The sequence below is a fragment of the Demequina sp. NBRC 110051 genome, from assembly GCF_002090055.1.
In the GTDB taxonomy this organism is placed as follows: Bacteria; Actinomycetota; Actinomycetes; order Actinomycetales; family Demequinaceae; genus Demequina.
Window position 1 is genome coordinate 58,489 of sequence record NZ_BBRH01000012.1, and the last position, 15,420, is coordinate 73,908.

The 15,420-nt window shown below is 69.7% G+C and carries 13 protein-coding genes; 5 read left to right on the forward strand and 8 right to left on the reverse strand.

The window, feature by feature from the left end:
• Window positions 1-134: 134 nt before the first annotated feature.
• Window positions 135-1,061, forward strand: coding sequence for an NADP-dependent oxidoreductase (locus B7K20_RS06880; RefSeq protein WP_084101789.1), 927 nt, complete (start codon window positions 135-137; stop codon window positions 1,059-1,061).
• Window positions 1,062-1,085: 24 nt separating this feature from the next.
• Here B7K20_RS06880 and mnmA read toward each other — a convergent pair whose 3' ends face one another.
• Window positions 1,086-2,171, reverse strand: a complete 1,086-nt coding sequence (gene mnmA, locus B7K20_RS06885) for a tRNA 2-thiouridine(34) synthase MnmA (protein WP_084101790.1) — start codon at window positions 2,169-2,171, stop codon at window positions 1,086-1,088.
• 81 nt (window positions 2,172-2,252) lie between these two features.
• Complete coding sequence (locus tag B7K20_RS12895; protein ID WP_144018579.1) at window positions 2,253-2,975, reverse strand: tyrosine-protein phosphatase; 723 nt, start codon at window positions 2,973-2,975, stop codon at window positions 2,253-2,255.
• An 87-nt stretch (window positions 2,976-3,062) separates the two neighbouring features.
• Between B7K20_RS12895 and B7K20_RS06890 the strand changes: the two genes are divergently transcribed.
• Window positions 3,063-4,052 (forward strand): S8 family serine peptidase, encoded by a 990-nt coding sequence (locus B7K20_RS06890; RefSeq protein ID WP_159449353.1) that lies wholly within the window; start codon window positions 3,063-3,065, stop codon window positions 4,050-4,052.
• Here B7K20_RS06890 and B7K20_RS06895 read toward each other — a convergent pair.
• Entirely contained in the window at window positions 4,036-4,632 is a 597-nt protein-coding gene (locus B7K20_RS06895; RefSeq protein WP_084101792.1) for an NAD-dependent epimerase/dehydratase family protein, read from the reverse strand. The two genes, B7K20_RS06890 and B7K20_RS06895, sit on opposite strands and share 17 nt — an antisense overlap.
• A 50-nt stretch (window positions 4,633-4,682) precedes the next feature.
• Window positions 4,683-5,852, reverse strand: a complete 1,170-nt coding sequence (locus B7K20_RS06900; protein WP_084101793.1) for a cysteine desulfurase family protein — start codon at window positions 5,850-5,852, stop codon at window positions 4,683-4,685.
• Between the two features lie 38 nt (window positions 5,853-5,890).
• On the opposite strand from B7K20_RS06900, the gene B7K20_RS06905 reads away from it, so the two are divergent.
• Window positions 5,891-6,310, forward strand: coding sequence for a hypothetical protein (locus tag B7K20_RS06905; protein ID WP_084101794.1), 420 nt, complete (start codon window positions 5,891-5,893; stop codon window positions 6,308-6,310).
• A 48-nt stretch (window positions 6,311-6,358) separates the two neighbouring features.
• Here the strand turns inward: B7K20_RS06905 and B7K20_RS06910 are convergent, their stop codons facing one another.
• Window positions 6,359-9,631 (reverse strand): ExeM/NucH family extracellular endonuclease, encoded by a 3,273-nt coding sequence (locus tag B7K20_RS06910; RefSeq protein WP_159449354.1) that lies wholly within the window; start codon window positions 9,629-9,631, stop codon window positions 6,359-6,361.
• A gap of 174 nt (window positions 9,632-9,805) precedes the next feature.
• Here B7K20_RS06910 and B7K20_RS06915 point away from each other — a divergent pair, with 174 nt between their 5' ends.
• The gene (locus tag B7K20_RS06915; RefSeq protein ID WP_084101796.1) at window positions 9,806-10,630 is read left to right on the forward strand and encodes an oxidoreductase; all 825 of its coding nucleotides are present in this window, start codon (window positions 9,806-9,808) and stop codon (window positions 10,628-10,630) included.
• A gap of 113 nt (window positions 10,631-10,743) precedes the next feature.
• Here the strand turns inward: B7K20_RS06915 and B7K20_RS06920 are convergent, their stop codons facing one another.
• The 3 genes from B7K20_RS06920 to B7K20_RS06930 are packed head-to-tail and all read right to left on the reverse strand — an operon-like array spanning window position 10,744 to window position 13,120.
• Window positions 10,744-11,691: an electron transfer flavoprotein subunit alpha/FixB family protein gene (locus B7K20_RS06920; RefSeq protein ID WP_084101797.1), complete on the reverse strand. Its 948-nt coding sequence runs from the start codon at window positions 11,689-11,691 to the stop codon at window positions 10,744-10,746.
• Window positions 11,688-12,476: an electron transfer flavoprotein subunit beta/FixA family protein gene (locus B7K20_RS06925; protein WP_084101798.1), complete on the reverse strand. Its 789-nt coding sequence runs from the start codon at window positions 12,474-12,476 to the stop codon at window positions 11,688-11,690. Before B7K20_RS06925 ends, B7K20_RS06920 begins: the two co-directional genes overlap by 4 nt.
• 29 nt (window positions 12,477-12,505) lie before the next feature.
• On the reverse strand, window positions 12,506-13,120 hold the full coding sequence (locus tag B7K20_RS06930; RefSeq protein WP_084101799.1) for a hypothetical protein: 615 nt from the start codon (window positions 13,118-13,120) through the stop codon (window positions 12,506-12,508).
• Window positions 13,121-13,253: 133 nt separating this feature from the next.
• On the opposite strand from B7K20_RS06930, the gene glgX reads away from it, so the two are divergent.
• Window positions 13,254-15,395, forward strand: a complete 2,142-nt coding sequence (gene glgX, locus B7K20_RS06935) for a glycogen debranching protein GlgX (RefSeq protein ID WP_084101800.1) — start codon at window positions 13,254-13,256, stop codon at window positions 15,393-15,395.
• Window positions 15,396-15,420: the final 25 nt, after the last annotated feature.

Genomic DNA, 15,420 nt, shown 5'->3' on the forward strand with positions numbered 1-15,420 from the left:
GGAATGTGGTGTCCACAAAAACGGGCCTTTCAAAACGTTTCGATACCGATTCGTGACCTTGCGTGATCGAAACGTTGCGATGAGTCCCGTGGGGGCTTGCGGAATGTCTCGAGCCCCTGGGCGGTTCCGCCCCTGTGAGAGCCATCGCATACGCCTCCTACGGCGACCTCGACGTCCTCGACCTCACCGAGGTGCCCGATCCGCACCCCGGTCCCGACACGATGGTGGTGGAGGTCCACGCGGCGGCCATCAACCCGGTGGACGCGTATCTGCGTGCGGGCCATCTCGACGGGCTACTCGATGCACACTTCCCCGTCGTCCCCGGCTGGGACGTCGCCGGCGTGGTGACACACACCGGGCTCGATACCCCCGAGTTCTCCGTGGGCGACGAGGTCTACGCCTACGCCCGCAAGGACGTGGTCAGCGGCGGCACCCTCGCCGATAAGGTCGCAGTGCCCGTCCGCACCGCGGCCCTCAAGCCGCGCTCGCTGTCCTTCGCGGAAGCAGCAGCTGTGCCCCTCACAGGGCTCACCGCCCTGCAGACCCTTCGCCGCGCCGGCGTCAGCGAGGGCGACAAAGTACTCATCCACGGCGCCGCGGGCGGCGTGGGGACCTTTGGCGTCCAGATCGCCGCGCACCTGGGCGCGCACGTGGTCGGCACCGCATCGGCCGCCAATCACGACTATCTCTGCGACCTCGGCGCCGAGCCCGTCGAGTACGGCGAGCACCTCATCGAGCACGCGTCGGTCTACGCCCCCGAGGGCTTCGACCGCATCATCGACTTCGCCGGCGGCGCGTCGCTCGACTCCGCGGCGGCACTGCTGTCCCCCACCGGCACGGTGGCGTCGATCGCCGATCCGCGCGCCGCGACCGAGCTGGGCGGCCACTACGTGTGGGTGCGTCCGGATAGCGCGGATCTCGCCACACTGGGTCGCCTGATCGACGACGGCCACGTGCGCGTCGAGGTCGCGGCAAGCTTTCCCCTTGAGCAGACGGCCGATGCGTACCGCGCTTTGGCGAGCGGCCACACCCGGGGCAAGATTGTGGTGACGGTCCGTTAGGCGGGCCGTCACGGGTTGGCGGGGTTAGGCCTTCCGGCTCGCCAGGGTGGCCTGCCCGAGCACGCGCGTGCCCTGATAGATCACCAGTGACTGCCCCGCCGCGACGCCGCGCATGGGCTCGTCGAGGGTGACCGTCAGGCGGTCGCCGTCGCGCACCACCGTGCCCGCAGTGGGGGCACCGTGAGCGCGCACCTGCGCCTCGCAGGCCACGGGCATGGCCGCAGGGACATCGGGCGCGAGCCATACCGTCTCCTCGCCCACAAGCGTCGTGACCGACAAAAGGGTCTCGGGGCCCACCGTCACGACGTTTCGGGACGTGTCGACGCCCGTGACGTAGCGCGGTGCGCCGTCGGCCGCGGGCCTGCCGATGCCGAGGCCCTTGCGCTGGCCCACCGTGAACGCGTACGCGCCCTCGTGCGAACCCACCACAGCCCCGTCCTGGTCCACGATGTCGCCGGGGCGCTCGCCGAGCGAGCGCTGCAGGAAGCCCTTGGTGTCACCGTCGGCGACAAAGCAGATGTCGTACGAGTCGGGCTTGTTGCTCACTCCCAGCCCACGAGCGGCAGCCTCGGCCCTCACCTCGGCCTTCGACGCCATGTCTCCCAGCGGAAACATCGATCGGGCGACCTTCTCGGGCCCCATGACCGCGAGCACGTACGACTGGTCCTTCGCAGCGTCGCGGGCGCGGTGCAGCTCGCGTGTGCCGTCATCGCGGATCTCGATGCGCGCGTAGTGGCCCGTGGCCACCGCATCGAAGCCGAGCACCTCGGCACGCTCGAGCAGGGTGTCGAACTTGATGTGTTCGTTGCAGCGCACACACGGATTGGGGGTGCGTCCCGCCGCGTACTCGTCGAGGAAGTCCTGCACCACGAGATCGTGGAACTCGTCCGAGAGATCCCACACGTAATACGGGATGCCGAGCTTGTCTGCGGCGCGGCGCGCGTCGTTGCTGTCCTCGATCGAGCAGCAGCCACGCGATCCCGAGCGGAACTCGTCGCGGTTGCGACTGAGTGCCATGTGCACGCCGACTACATCGTGGCCGGCATCCACTGCTCGGGCGGCGGCGACGGCAGAGTCGACTCCGCCGGACAGGGCAGCGAGCACGCGCATGGGGGACCTCCTGGAAAGACTGCCCGTCCATCGTAAGCGAGGGACGCTACGTCTCAGGCGCGTCCGAGCTTGCCCCCCCGACTACGACAGCAATAGCCGGGCACGCAGCCGCGCCACCGCATCGGCCTCTCCACCGTGTGTGGCGAACCACGCTCCGGCCCCGCCCTCGGCCTCCCATCGGTCGAGCACCACCTCGATCGCATGCGCAGGCGCCTCGAAGACTTCGGGCGGCATCTGCGCCATCGCGGCCTCACGGAAATCAGCCGTCACGCCGCGCATCATGCGCTCGATCACTCCGTGCATGTGCTCGCCGGTCGCGACATAGTCAGCGACGACCGCGGCGCGTGGCACGTCGAGCAGCGTCTCGAGGAGTGCGGCGAGGACGCCGGTGCGGTCCTTGCCCGCGGAGCAGTGGACCAGAACAGGCCCTTCGGCCTCGGCCACGAGGTGCACCGCGCGCACCAGCGCCGCGGCAGGCGCGCCCTGGGTCATGTGGGTGTAGAGCACCTCGAGCGACATGAGAGTCTCGCGCGCCTGAGCTCCGGTCAGCGCCGCATCGTCGAGGACGGGGATGTCCACAATGGTGGCAACGGCGCCGAGCGCGTGAGCGTGCGCCTTCTCGGAGTCGCCGCGGAGGTCCACCACGGTGCGCGGGGGCCAATCCTCGAGATGGGAGGGGGCCTCGTCGCCAGGCGATGGTGCATCGGCCCGGTAGACCACGCCGGGACGAACGCCGTGCCCCACCGACGCAAGATCGCGTGCATTCGCGAGGCGGCTGGCGGGCGTGACGGGCGGCACGGTCATCGGTTCTCCTTGGGATGGCTACGTCTAGCCTGGCAGACACCAGTGCCGCAGCGACCGCGCGCCACACCCCGTGGAACAATGACGGTCATGCGCCTTGTCCCGCCCGCACTTGCCACGGTCACCGCCGTGACCGCTGTCGCCCTCGCCGGCTGTTCCACGCACGTGGACCCTGTCGACGCCGCCGACCCGCGCACGGACGAACAGTGGGGACTCGATGTCGTGAACTCCCGTTCGTCGTGGGAGTACGCGACGGGCAAGGACGTGGTCATTGCCGTCATCGACTCGGGCGTGGATGGCGGTCACCGCGACCTGCGCGCGCAGATGGTGCGGGGCTACGACTTTGTCGATGGCGATCGCAACCCCAAGGACGAAAACGGCCACGGCACCCACGTGGCTGGCATCGCCGCGGCCGCGGCGAACGACTACGGCATCATCGGCGCCGCGCCGGAGGCCAGGATCATGCCAGTACGTGCCCTCGACGCCAGCGGCGCGGGCTCCAACGCGACGATCGCGGAGGCCATCGACTGGGCAGTCGAGCACGGCGCCAACGTCATCAACCTGTCGCTCGACGAGACGGGCCTCTTAGGCCGCATCGAGAAGGGCGGCCCCGTCAACGACGCCATCACGCGGGCGGACGAGGCCGGTGTGGTCGTCGTCGCGGCCTCCGGCAACGCCGGCGAGGTGGGCCAGCAGTATCAGTTCGGCGTGCACGTGTTGGTCGTCAACGCCTCGAACAAGGTCGGCACCGCCACCTATTTCTCCAACGTGGGTGACGCCCGCGCCGTGGCCGCCCCCGGCATGGACATCCTGTCCACGGTCCCGACCTACGCCACCACCCTGTTCCCCGACGGCACGGACGGTTACGCCACTCTCGCGGGCACGTCGATGGCCGCCCCGCTCGTGGCGGGCGTCGCCGCCCAGCTCATCTCGGCGGGCGTCCCGAGCGAGGAGGTCATCGACCTGATCACCGAGACAGCGTCGAACCCCGACGCCCGTCCCGGCCTTGGCAACGGCATCGTCGATGCTCACGCCGCGCTCGTGGAGGCAGTGAACCGCGGCTTTATCGCAGTCGACTGACCCCCGAGTCGCGCACCTCGATCACCCCGGGCGCCTCGTCCAAGAGGTCGATGGTGACCTTGGCCGCCGTGTCGATATGCACCCGGTCCTCGGACCGAGGCGCGGTCTCGTCCCACGTGCCCGGCCCGTAGAACAGCCCATAACGGATCGACAGGCCTCCCACCGAGTCGACGGCGTCCTCGAGGTAGGTCACCGCACGCTGCGCCGCACCCGGCAACGGGAAGGCGACGGACTGCGCGATGAATCGCGCGTCGACGGCCCGTGCCGCGGCCACTAAGGCGTCGGTCCCCACCGTCCGTATGCGTCCCAGTCCGCGGACCTTGAACAGCAGCGCGGAGCGGCGATCGGGCAGGTCCGTCGCCTGATGCATGATCAGGTCGGGCCGATGCTCGTGGGCGACGGTGAGCATGGCCGCGGCATCCATGACGTCCTCCACCACGGGTGTCGCACCCGCGGCGGACAGCAGCGCCGCCTTGGACGGTGTGCGCGTGATGCCCACCACCTCGTGGCCCGCCTCGTGCATCAGCGGTACCAGGCGCGCGCCAATCACCCCGGTCGCGCCCGCCAGTAGGATCCGCATGCCTCCACGATATTCCCCGCCGCGCGCCGGCGCGCGAGATAGCAGGGGTGTCAGCGGGCCCGCACGCGCAGCGCGCGGTCGACGGCATCGGGCAGGACGGCCATGAGCGCGTCCACGTCCGCGTCCGTCGTCGTGTGCCCCATCGAGATGCGCAGCGTCGAGGAGGCATCGGCGTGCGAGTACCCCATGGCCTCCACGACATGGCTCGCCTGGACCACGCCAGCGACACAGGCCGAGCCGTTGGAGACCTCGACGCCGTGACTGTCGAGCACATACAGCAGCGCCTCCCCGGGGGCGCCGGGGACGATGAGGTGGACGATGCCCGGCAGGTGCGCACCGGCCGCAGCGGGGCCCGACACCCATGCCTGGGGGATGTCGGCGTCGATCAGCGCGACGAGCCGATCCCTGAGCGCGCCCAGCCGAGCCTCCTCGGCGGCGCGTTCCGCCACGGCAGCCTCAACGGCCACGGCCGCGGCGATCGCGCCGGCAGGGTCGAGCGTGCCGGAGCGCACCGATCGCTCCTGTCCCCCACCGTGCGTGAGGGGCGTCAGCCGCGCGCGGCGAGCCAGCAGCAGGGCGCCCACGCCCACGGGGCCGCCCACCTTGTGAGCGCTGAGCGCCAGCGAGGTCAACCCCGACGCGGCGAAGTCGACCGCGACGTGACCCACCGCCTGGACGGCATCCGAGTGCACCGGGATTCCGTGAGCGGCCGCGAGCGCCGCGACCTGTGCGACCGGCTGCAGTGCGCCCACCTCGTTGTTGGCCCACATGACGGACGCGAGCGCGATCTGGCCCGCATGCTCCGCTAGTTCCCGCTCGAGCGCGTCGAGCCGCAGCACGCCCGTGCGGTCCACAGGCAACTCGACAGCCGTGGCACCCTCAGCGGCGGCGAGCCACCGCACCGGGTCGAGCCCCGCGTGATGCTCGACGGAGGTCGTCACGACCCGGGTGCGCGCGGCATCGGCCCCCCGCCGCTGCCAAAAGTGACCCTTGATCGCGAGGTTGTCCGCCTCCGTGCCGCCGGAGGTCCAGATCACCTCCGTGGGATGGGCGCCGAGAGCCGCTGCCAGGCGTTCGCGCGCCTCCTCGACGATGGCCCTGGCACGCCGTCCGGCGCCGTGCAGTGCCGACGCATTGCCGACCTCTGCACTCGCCTCGAGCCACGCCGCGCGCGCGGCCGGCCTGAGCGGCGTGGTGGCGGCGTGGTCGAGGTAGGTCACGGCGCCCAGTCTAGAAAGCGGCGCGCTACGGTGGCGCCATGACGGAGATTCCCGGCAGCCAGCGCCTGCACCAGCTCGCCCTCCTCACGCTCGACCACGGTGTCGCCTCGGCCGCTGACGGCCCCGTGATCGCGTTCACCGTGGAGGAGGACGCTGCGGGAAAACGGTCGCTGAACCGCTTCGCGTCGGACACCCTCGAGGAGGGGCTCATCCACGCGCGTGCGAGCCTGCGCGAGTCGCCCGCGGACCTCATCGCCGTGTGCTTTGACGGATTCGTGACGCTCGAGGAGGGCAAGTTCGACGCCATCTGGGTGATGGCGCAGGAGCGCGGCGAACTGCGCTCGCAGTCCTTCTTCCAGCGCTACCAGCCGGCCGATGCCGAGGGCGGTTTTTCCCCGATCGGCAACGCCGGGTGGGGCGGCTCGGCCGACCCGTTGTGGCGGCCCGACAACGACTGATGGCCGATGCGGTGGTTGCCCACCGCATCGGCCATCCCTTGTCGAGCGTTACGCGACGCGCACGCGGCTGCGGCGTGCAGCGACGGCCGCGAAGGCGGCGCCGAACGTGAGCAGCAGAAGCGCCGCGGTGATCGAGGCGCCCACCTCGGGACCCGTGTTGGGCAGCGAGCCCCCGTCAGTCGCGGCGGCTGTCACCGTGATTTCGTAGCGGGCGATCTCGTTGCCCGCCTGGTCGAGCGCGACCAGGTGGTGCGTGCCGGGCTCGAGGTCGGCGGGGATGGTCACCGTGGCGGTCGCGGTGCCGTCCTGCACCATGACGACCTCGAGGCGCTGGTACACGCTCTCGACGCCGAACTCGACGCCCAGGACGTCCTCAGGCAGGTCGGTCAGCGTGATGGTCACGCTGGCGCCGGGCGTGAAGGTGCCCGACGGAACCGTCCACCGCGGACCGTTGCCCTGGCCGTGGCCACCGGCGTTGCCGTTGCCGTTGCCTCCGGCGTTGCCGTTCTGGCCGGCGTTACCGCCTGCGTTCCCGTTGCCGTTGCCTCCGGCGTTGCCATTGCCGTTCCCGTTGCCGCCGGTGGTGCCGTCGCCGTCTCCGTCGCCGTCACCGTCGCCGTCGCCGTCGCCGTCGCCCGGGTCCACCGGCTCGTCGCCGAGGCTCAGGCCGATGAGCACGGGGTCGTGGTCGGACGTGCGGTACATGTCCGGCGCGTAGAGCGACTCGACCTGCGACGCCGACTGGAAGTCGGTGTTGTAGTCGAGCACGGGAACCTCGTCGGCGTTGATGTGGAAGTGTGCCGAGTCGGTCACCTGCTCCACGAGCGACGCCGAGCCGAACGCGTAGTCGAGCGATCCCCACTGGCCGTCGAAGACGTACGAGTAGTCGTCGGCGAGGTCCACGTAGCCGGCGTCACGCAGGACGTCGATGGGGTCCTCCTGGGCGTAGGAGTTGAGGTCACCCATGATGATGACGTCGCCGTCCTCCACCCCCGTGGGGTAGGTGGCGATCCAGTCGACGAGCGCCTCCGCGCCCAGGCGACGGGTCTCGTTCCAACAGCTCGCACCGTCACCCTGGTCGGCGTCGAGCCCGCTGTCCGCGCAGCTGCCCTTCGACTTCCAGTGGTTTGTGACGACCGTGAAGGTCTCGCCGGAGGCGGTCTCCTCGAAGGTCTGCGCAAGCGACGGACGGTTGCGGTCATCATCGAAACGCTCGTCAACCGTGGAGTCGAGCACCGCGAAGGTACCGGCCTCGGTGACGACGTCGGCGTTGTAGAGCACACCCACCCGGATGGTGTCGGTGCCGATGACGCCCGTGTCGACGTAGGTCCACGCGTCGCCGCCGGTCGCGGTGTTCATCGCGTCGGCAAGCACCGCAAGCGGCTCGGCGCCGGGGGTGTTTTCCATCTCCATGATGCCGATGACGTCGGCGTCGAGCTCCGTGAGCGCCGCCACCAGCTTGTCGGTCTGGCGCTCGAGTTCCTCGGCGGTGTCCGCGCCGCGGCAGTACTGCTTGTAGCCCTCGGGCCCACAGATCATGCCCGAGCCGTCAATGGTCGTGAAGAAGTTCAGCACGTTGAAGCTCGCGACCTGGATGTCGCCGCCCACCTCGGGAGCTTCGGTGGGGCGCGGGTTGTTGGCGACGAACTCGCCCACGTGCGACTCGGTGCTCACGGGGCGCACGCGCCACGTGTTCGAGTCCGAGTAGTAGCCGTCGTACGACCACGTCATCACGCCGGTCATGCCGGTGATCGAGTCACCGCCACGCAGCGGGTTGTCCGCGGACAGGGGCTCGGAGCCGCCACCGTAGATGATCGGGTCGGGGTTCTGGGCGTACGTCGCGTCGTCAAGCTGAATGCGCGCGATGTCGTTGGCGGCCTGCAACGCGTTGGCGGCGTCACCGGGCTCCACGACCGCGGTGGGCTGGTCGAGACGGTCGTTGACCGACAGAGACAACTCACCGAAGCGAGCAAGCTCGTAGTACTCGGTGACGTACAACTCCTGCGGGAAGGTCACGAGCATGCCCTCGTAACGCTCCGCGACATCGGCACTGGCGAACGGCAGGGTCACCTCGGTGGGCTCCACCGCCTGGCCCTCGGCGATGGGCGTCACCGTCGCGTAGCTCATCTGGGTCTGGCCGTAGTACTCCGACACCTCGCCGGTGACCGACACGAGGTCACCGAGCTCCACCTCGTGGGTGCCCGCGTTGAAGACAAAAATGCCGTCCGAGGTCGCGGGGTCTCCGTCGGTTTCTCCATCGGGCGACTGCAGGTAGTAGCCGCGCAGCGAGCCCTCGGCGGAGGTGCCCGGGTAGTTGCCGACCACCACACCCGTGGTGGTCACCGTGGTGCCCGCATAGGGCGACGTGTCGGTCGTGCCCTGGATCTCACCGATGGTGATGGGGCCCGGGGTCACCGTGAAGGCGAAGGCGCCGTCCTCGGCCATCTGGTCCGCGGTCTCGCCATCGCGATCGGTGACGGCCGATGCGTCCACGGTCAGGGCGCACTCCTCACCGTTCGCGAGGGTCACCTCCGGAGTGAAAGTGTAGGTCGCGGGGCCGCCGGCCTGAGTAAGGGCGACGTCTCCGGTCTCAACACAGGTGAGGGTGACCGCACCCTCGGCCAGATCGACATCTTCGGAGAAGGCGATCTCGATGGTCGGGTCTGTGCTCACACCCATCGCGCCGTCCGCCGGCGTGACCGACGACACCGTCGGGGCCACATCCACTACCTCGCCGCCACACTCCATGGTGTGGGTGCCGAGGCCGTCGACCGTATCAACGGGGAAGCTCTCCCACTCAAGGGACGCGTCGAAAGCATCGTCGGGAACGGTATCGCCGGCGCAGACCGTCGAGAGGCGACGCAATGTCTCGTTCTGCCCCCCGCCGACCCACTCCGACCCCGGGTCATAACCGACCTGACCGAAGCTGTCGACCACATCGTCGCCATTCTTCAGCACAATCGCATCGTCACCGCTGAAGAAACTTGCACCCGACTCCTGATCGAAGTCCACGCTGGTCTTGTCGGTGAGGTCGTTGTCGATGAGCACAAAGGCGTCCCCTATTGCGACCGTGCCAGCAAGTTCGATCGTGGTGGCCGCGCTCGTTGCGCCGTTGAAGTAGAACTCGAGCAAGTAGCCGTCGAGGTCTATTGCAGCGTCGGTACCGTTGTACAGCTCGATGGCCTTGTTGTTGCTCGAGCCCTCGACATACTCACTGATGATGAGGTCGCTGGCGTAGACGGTCTCCTCGGCGGCAGTCGCGGGGAGGGCTGCTGCGCCCACCCCCAACGCTGTCACGGCCGCGACCGCTGTGGCGCGCATGCGCATGAATTCTCCCTGCTAGTAGGTGCCCAGCCACGCTAACTGGACACAGCAAAGGGGCCGTTGCGAGCCGGAAAACACTACGTAAACACTGCGTGACATGCGGGACCAAGGGGGTCCACCAAGGCTGCCCCTGTCCACCTAGGCTGAGGTGAGGACAGCGAAAGGACTCCCATGGCCACCTGGTTCATCTCCGGCTGCTCGACGGGCATCGGTCACGCGCTCGCCGCCGCGGCCGCCGACGCGGGCCACACCGTCATCGCCACCGCCCGCCACCCCGAGACGCTCGACGAGCTCGTTGCCGCGCATCCCGATACCGTCACTGCGCTCGCACTCGACGTGACCGACGCCGACAGCATCGCCGCGGCGGTCGCCGCCGCCACCGCACGCGGCCCGATCGACGTGCTCGTCAACAACGCAGGGATCGGCTACTTCTCGACGATCGAGGAGTCGGACCCCGCCGAGGCCAGGCGCGTGCTCGACACCAACTTCTGGGGCGCCGCGGACCTCACCACGGCGCTGCTGCCGCATCTGCGCGAGCAGCGCCGGGGCCACGTCATCACCATCTCGTCCATCGCGGGTGTGCGCGGGTCGGCAGGCATGGGCTACTACTGCGCGTCCAAGTGGGCCGTGTCCGGCTTCATGGAGTCGCTCGCCAAGGAGGTGGCGCACCTGGGCATCAAGGTCTCGATCATCGAGCCCGGGCCCATCGTGTCGCAGTGGATCCCCTCGGGCGCCAAGGTGCGCCACATCCACCCCGACTACGCCGAGGTGATGGAGCCCTACTGGGAGCGCATCGACCACCTGCCGGGCAACCAGCCCGGCGACCCGCACGCGCTCGCCCGCGTCATGCTGCAGATCGCCGAGATGGACGCTCCCCCGCTCCACCTGCTTGCGGGCAGGCATGCACTCACACAAGGCGCGGCCAAGGCCCAGGCGCTGGCGGACGAGGCCGAGCGCTGGGAAGAACTGGGCCTGTCGGTCGACACCCGGGGCTGACCGCCGACGCGGCACGCGCTCCCGCCCGTCATCTCGCCGATCGACGGGCTGTAGTGCAGAATCCTGCACTACAGCCCGTCATATGACGGATTGACGGGAACGAGCGCCAGCGATCAGCCCGCGCGGTGCTCCTTGATGCGCTCGATCGCCTGCGGGATCACGTCGAAGAGCGAGCCCACCACCCCGAAGTCGGAGATCTCGAAGATGGGGGCGTCGGGATCCATGTTGATGGACACGATGGTGCCCGAGGCCTGCATGCCTCCGCGGTGATGCACGGCGCCCGAGATCCCGGCCGCGACATACAGCGCCGGCGTCACGGTGGTGCCGGTCTGGCCCACCATGTGCTCGTGGCTGATCCAGCCCTCGTCCGTGGCGTCTCGCGAGGCACCGACAGCGCCGCCCAGGAGTTCCGCCAGCTCCGTCACAAGCGTGTAGTCGCCGCCCGTGCCGCGACCGCCGGAGACCACCACGGGCGCCTCGGCAAGCGGGACACCCTCGTCCGCCTCGCCGGGCTCCACGTGGGTGACACGCTCACGGATCTCGGGAAGCTCGACGGTGATCGGCACCAGGGTGGCCGCCGCCGCTGCGTCCGCTGGCACCGCCTGGGTCGTGTTGGGCCTGATCCCCACGATCGCCCGAGCGGACTCGATGCGCGTGCGCACATTCCAGGTCGCCGCGAACACCGTCTGGACGGTCTCGACGCGGCCGTCGACCATCGCGGCGCCGGCGGCGTCGACGACCACGCCCGCCCCTGTCGCCATCGCGAGTCGCGTCACGATCTCCTTGGTGACGAACGTCGAGATCACGACCACCACGTCCGCATCCTCCGACGCGGCACCGAGCGCGGTGGCCGCGTGCGCCGAGAGCCGCGCGTCGGCCTCGACGGCTCGCACCTCGGTGGCGCCGTAGTCGCCCAGGAGGGCCGCGGCATCGGCCGACGGGCGCTCCCCCAGCCACACCGCGACGGGCGTGCCAAGCGAGCGCGCGAGGGTGAGGGCCTCGAGGGCCGGGCGCGTCACCACGCCTGCGCGGTGGTCGATCAGCACAGCGACGGTGGTCATGCGAGCCCCTTCTCGATGAGGAAGTCCGCGAGCCGCGTGCCGGCGTCCCCGGTGTCGGTGATCTTGACGCGGTTCTCGCGCGGTGGCGCGGGCGAGGCATCCACCACCACGGTCCTCGCGCCGGCCTTGCCCACGGAGGCGGGATCGACGCCGAGGTCGGCCAGCGACCACTCGGTGACGGGCGCCTTGCGCGCGGCCATGATGAGCTTGAAGTTGGGATAGCGCGGTTTGTTCGCCTCGTCGGTCACCGACACGACCGCGGGTAGCGGCGCCACGAGGGTCTCGTGCGAGTCGGCGAGGTGGCGCTCGACCGTGACCTCGCCGTCTGCAACCGAGACGGCCGATGCGAGGGTCGCCTGCGACCAGTCGAGCTCGGCCGCGAGCGCGGTCGGCAGCATGGAGGTCAGCCCGTCGAGGGCCGCCATCCCCGTGATGATGAGGTCGAGGGGAGCCTCTGCGTGCACCGTGCGCACGGCGGCCGCGATGACCTCCGCCGTGCCGAAGACGTCGGAGTCCGCGATGGCCTCGTCGGTGACGTGGATGGCGTGCTGCACGCCCAACTGGAGGGCCTTACGGACGGCCGCCACGGCATCGGCCCCACCCACGGTGAGGGCGTAGACCTCACCCTCACCCGCGGCTTCGACGAGCTGGAGCGCAGCCTCGACGGCATGCTCGTCCAGCTCGTTCATGGTGCCGTCGTCCGCGGTGCGGGTGACGCGCCCGTCAGTGAACGAACGCTGCGACTGAAGGTCGGGGACGTGCTTCACGGTGACCAGGATGCGCATGGCTTCCACCCTACCCACGCGGTCCCTCCTCAGTCGCGGTGCTGGGCCGCTCTCGACGCCTGGGACGCGAGCGTCGCGACGATGAAGAACACCCCGCCCGCGATCGTGGCCGCGGCGATCCACTCCGCATACGGCCGCTGCTCGCCGGGCGGCAGGCCGTAGTCTACGACCGCGGCTGCCGCGAAGGCCAGAGAGCCGGCAAGTGTCAACCACGCGGTCGCGGGGGTGCGCGCCCGCGGGTCCCACAGTTGCTCGCGCTTGGACACCGCCACCAGCGCGAGGATCGCGGCACTCACGTAGGCAGCGGAACCCCACGGTGCGCTCGTCCACACGATGTCCGCCGCGTCGACGGCGGTCAGGGCCGCGACGAGCGAACTGAGGATAGACGCGACGAACGCGCCCGCTCCCAGCAGCCGCATCGCGGCCGCCCACCAGTCGGCGATGTTCCCGGGCGTGGATCCCTGACGCGGTACGCGACGCCCGTCGAGGCGCAGTTGCTCGATGGCGGCCCACAGGAACAGAAGCGAGCCCGCGAGATACAACGCGTTGGTCGCGATGACTCCGATCGCGGCCAGGGTATGGGGATAGGCCGCGACGATGAACAGCACGGAGCCCGCCGCGAAGCCCCAGGCCTCGCGGCGCATCCAAAGGAGGCTTCGCGCACGCATCGCGGCCACCGTACGCACGGCCCCCGTCTCAGACTCAAGCGGACCGTGTTCGCTCAGGGCGACACGCCCGCAACATGGCGCCGACACACCAGCCAGGCACAATGAGGACATGAACATCGAGGCAGTTGTGCCGTCCCCCACACCGCACCGCATGGGAGTCCACCTGGTCGACGACGGCGGCGTGGTCGGCGTCTACGCCGGTCACGCCACTGGGGTGGACCTGTGCCTGTTCGACGACGAGGACGCCGAGACCCGCATCCCACTGTTCGGGCCGAAGGCGGGCGTGTGGCACGCGTTCGTGCCGGGCCTGACGGAGGGGCAGCAGTATGGCTTCCGCGCCCACGGCCCGTGGGCGCCCAAGAAGGGCCACCGCTACAACCCCGCCAAGCTGCTGCTCGACCCCTACGCGCGCGGCATCGAGGGCCACCTCACTCCCATGAACGACCCCGCGGCGCAGGCCCTGCTGTCCAACAAGGACGAGACGGACACGGCGCCGCTGGTGCCGCGCTCGGTGGTGACGGCGGAGCCGGGCGGCTCGTGGCAGACCCCGCGACCCCAGATCCCGTGGGAGGACACGGTGGTCTACGAGCTTCACGTCAAGGGCTTCACGCAGCAGATGACGGACGTGCCCGAGCACCTGCGCGGCACCTACGCGGGCCTGGCACACCCCGCATCGATCGACTACCTCACGTCCCTGGGAGTCACGACGGTCGAGTTGCTGCCGGTGCACGCGTTCGCGTCGGAGCCGCACCTCGAGAACATGGACCTCACCAACTACTGGGGCTACTCGACGATGGGGTTCTTCGCCCCGCACGCCGCGTATGCGACCGAGGAGGCGAGGTCGAAGGGCGCCCAGGGCGTCCTCGACGAGTTCGTGGGCATGGTGGATCTGCTGCACCAGGCCGGGCTCGAGGTCATCCTCGATGTGGTCTATAACCACACGGCCGAGGCGGGCTGGGGTGACCGCACGCTCTCGTGGCGCGGCCTCGACAACCACGCCTACTACCGCCACCAGCCGCACTCGCCCGGCCACTACGACGACACCACGGGAACGGGCAATACGCTCGACTTCTCACACCCGCGCGTGGTGCAGATGACGATGGACTCGTTGCGTTACTGGGTTCAGGAGGTGGGTGTCGACGGGTTCCGCTTCGACCTCGCCGCCACGCTGGGCCGCACGGGCCACGGGTTCTCGACCAAGCATCCGTTCCTCGTGGGCCTCACCATGGATCCCCTGCTGGGCGGATCGAAGCTGATCGCCGAGCCGTGGGATGTCGGCATGGGCGGGTGGCAGGTGGGCAACTTCCCGGCACCCATGGCCGAGTGGAACGACCGCTTCCGCGACAAGGTGCGCTCGTTCTGGCTGGGCGACATGGCCAAGGGCGGGCGTAGCCACCCCACCGCTCCCGAGTTCGCGACGCGCCTGGCCGGCTCCTCCGACCTGTTTGGGCACTCCGAGCCGCCGCTCATGCGAGGACCCATCGCCTCGGTGAACTTCGTGACGGCTCACGACGGCTTCACGGCCTACGACCTCACGTCGTACAACCACAAGCACAACGAGGCCAACGGCGAGGACAACCGCGACGGCAGCGACAACAACCGGTCCTGGAACCACGGGTTCGAGGGTGAGACGAGCGACGCGGACATCAACGCGATGCGCCGGCGCGCCATCCGCAATCTGCTGGGCACCACCCTGCTGAGCGCGGGCACGCCCATGCTGCTGGCCGGCGACGAGATCGGCAACACCCAGGGCGGTAACAACAACGCGTACTGCCAAGACAATGAGATCTCGTGGCTCGACTGGGCCATGCACCCGTGGCAGGCGGATCTGCGCGCCTCGGTCCAGCACCTGGTGGCGCTGCGTCGCGGGCACCGGGTCCTGCGCCCGGCCGAGTTCTACGAGGGGCGCGACCCGCACCCCGACGGGGACAACCCGCGCGCGGATTCCGCGTGGTTCACGGCGGGCGGCGAACCCGAGAGCGAGGACTGGTGGGAGGACCCGGCGACCCGCGTGCTGCAGTTCATGCGGTCGCTGGCGGACCGTGAGGAGCCCGACGCCCTGGTGATCGTGAACGGCTCGAACGACCCCGCGACCGTCATCACTCCCCCGGACGACGGCCCCGACTGGGAGATCGTGTGGGACTCCGCGTGGGAGTCACCCGTGGGTGTCCCCATCGAGATCGTGAAGCCCGGCGAGGAGCAAGTACTCGAGCCGCGCACCATCCGCGTGCTCGTCTCCCGGCGCTCCTAAGCGACAGGCGGCCGATGCCGTGGCG

What these genes read in the sequence shown, in the direction of transcription:
- mnmA (WP_084101790.1), bottom strand. Translation starts at nt 2,171, where the DNA reads ATGCGCGTGCTCGCTGCCCTGTCCGGCGGAGTCGACTCTGCCGTCGCC.
- B7K20_RS12895 (WP_144018579.1), bottom strand. Translation starts at nt 2,975, where the DNA reads ATGACCGTGCCGCCCGTCACGCCCGCCAGCCGCCTCGCGAATGCACGC.
- B7K20_RS06890 (WP_159449353.1), top strand. Translation starts at nt 3,063, where the DNA reads ATGCGCCTTGTCCCGCCCGCACTTGCCACGGTCACCGCCGTGACCGCT.
- B7K20_RS06895 (WP_084101792.1), bottom strand. Translation starts at nt 4,632, where the DNA reads ATGCGGATCCTACTGGCGGGCGCGACCGGGGTGATTGGCGCGCGCCTG.
- B7K20_RS06905 (WP_084101794.1), top strand. Translation starts at nt 5,891, where the DNA reads ATGACGGAGATTCCCGGCAGCCAGCGCCTGCACCAGCTCGCCCTCCTC.
- B7K20_RS06910 (WP_159449354.1), bottom strand. Translation starts at nt 9,631, where the DNA reads ATGCGCGCCACAGCGGTCGCGGCCGTGACAGCGTTGGGGGTGGGCGCA.
- B7K20_RS06915 (WP_084101796.1), top strand. Translation starts at nt 9,806, where the DNA reads ATGGCCACCTGGTTCATCTCCGGCTGCTCGACGGGCATCGGTCACGCG.
- B7K20_RS06920 (WP_084101797.1), bottom strand. Translation starts at nt 11,691, where the DNA reads ATGACCACCGTCGCTGTGCTGATCGACCACCGCGCAGGCGTGGTGACG.
- B7K20_RS06925 (WP_084101798.1), bottom strand. Translation starts at nt 12,476, where the DNA reads ATGCGCATCCTGGTCACCGTGAAGCACGTCCCCGACCTTCAGTCGCAG.
- B7K20_RS06930 (WP_084101799.1), bottom strand. Translation starts at nt 13,120, where the DNA reads ATGCGCCGCGAGGCCTGGGGCTTCGCGGCGGGCTCCGTGCTGTTCATC.
- glgX (WP_084101800.1), top strand. Translation starts at nt 13,254, where the DNA reads ATGAACATCGAGGCAGTTGTGCCGTCCCCCACACCGCACCGCATGGGA.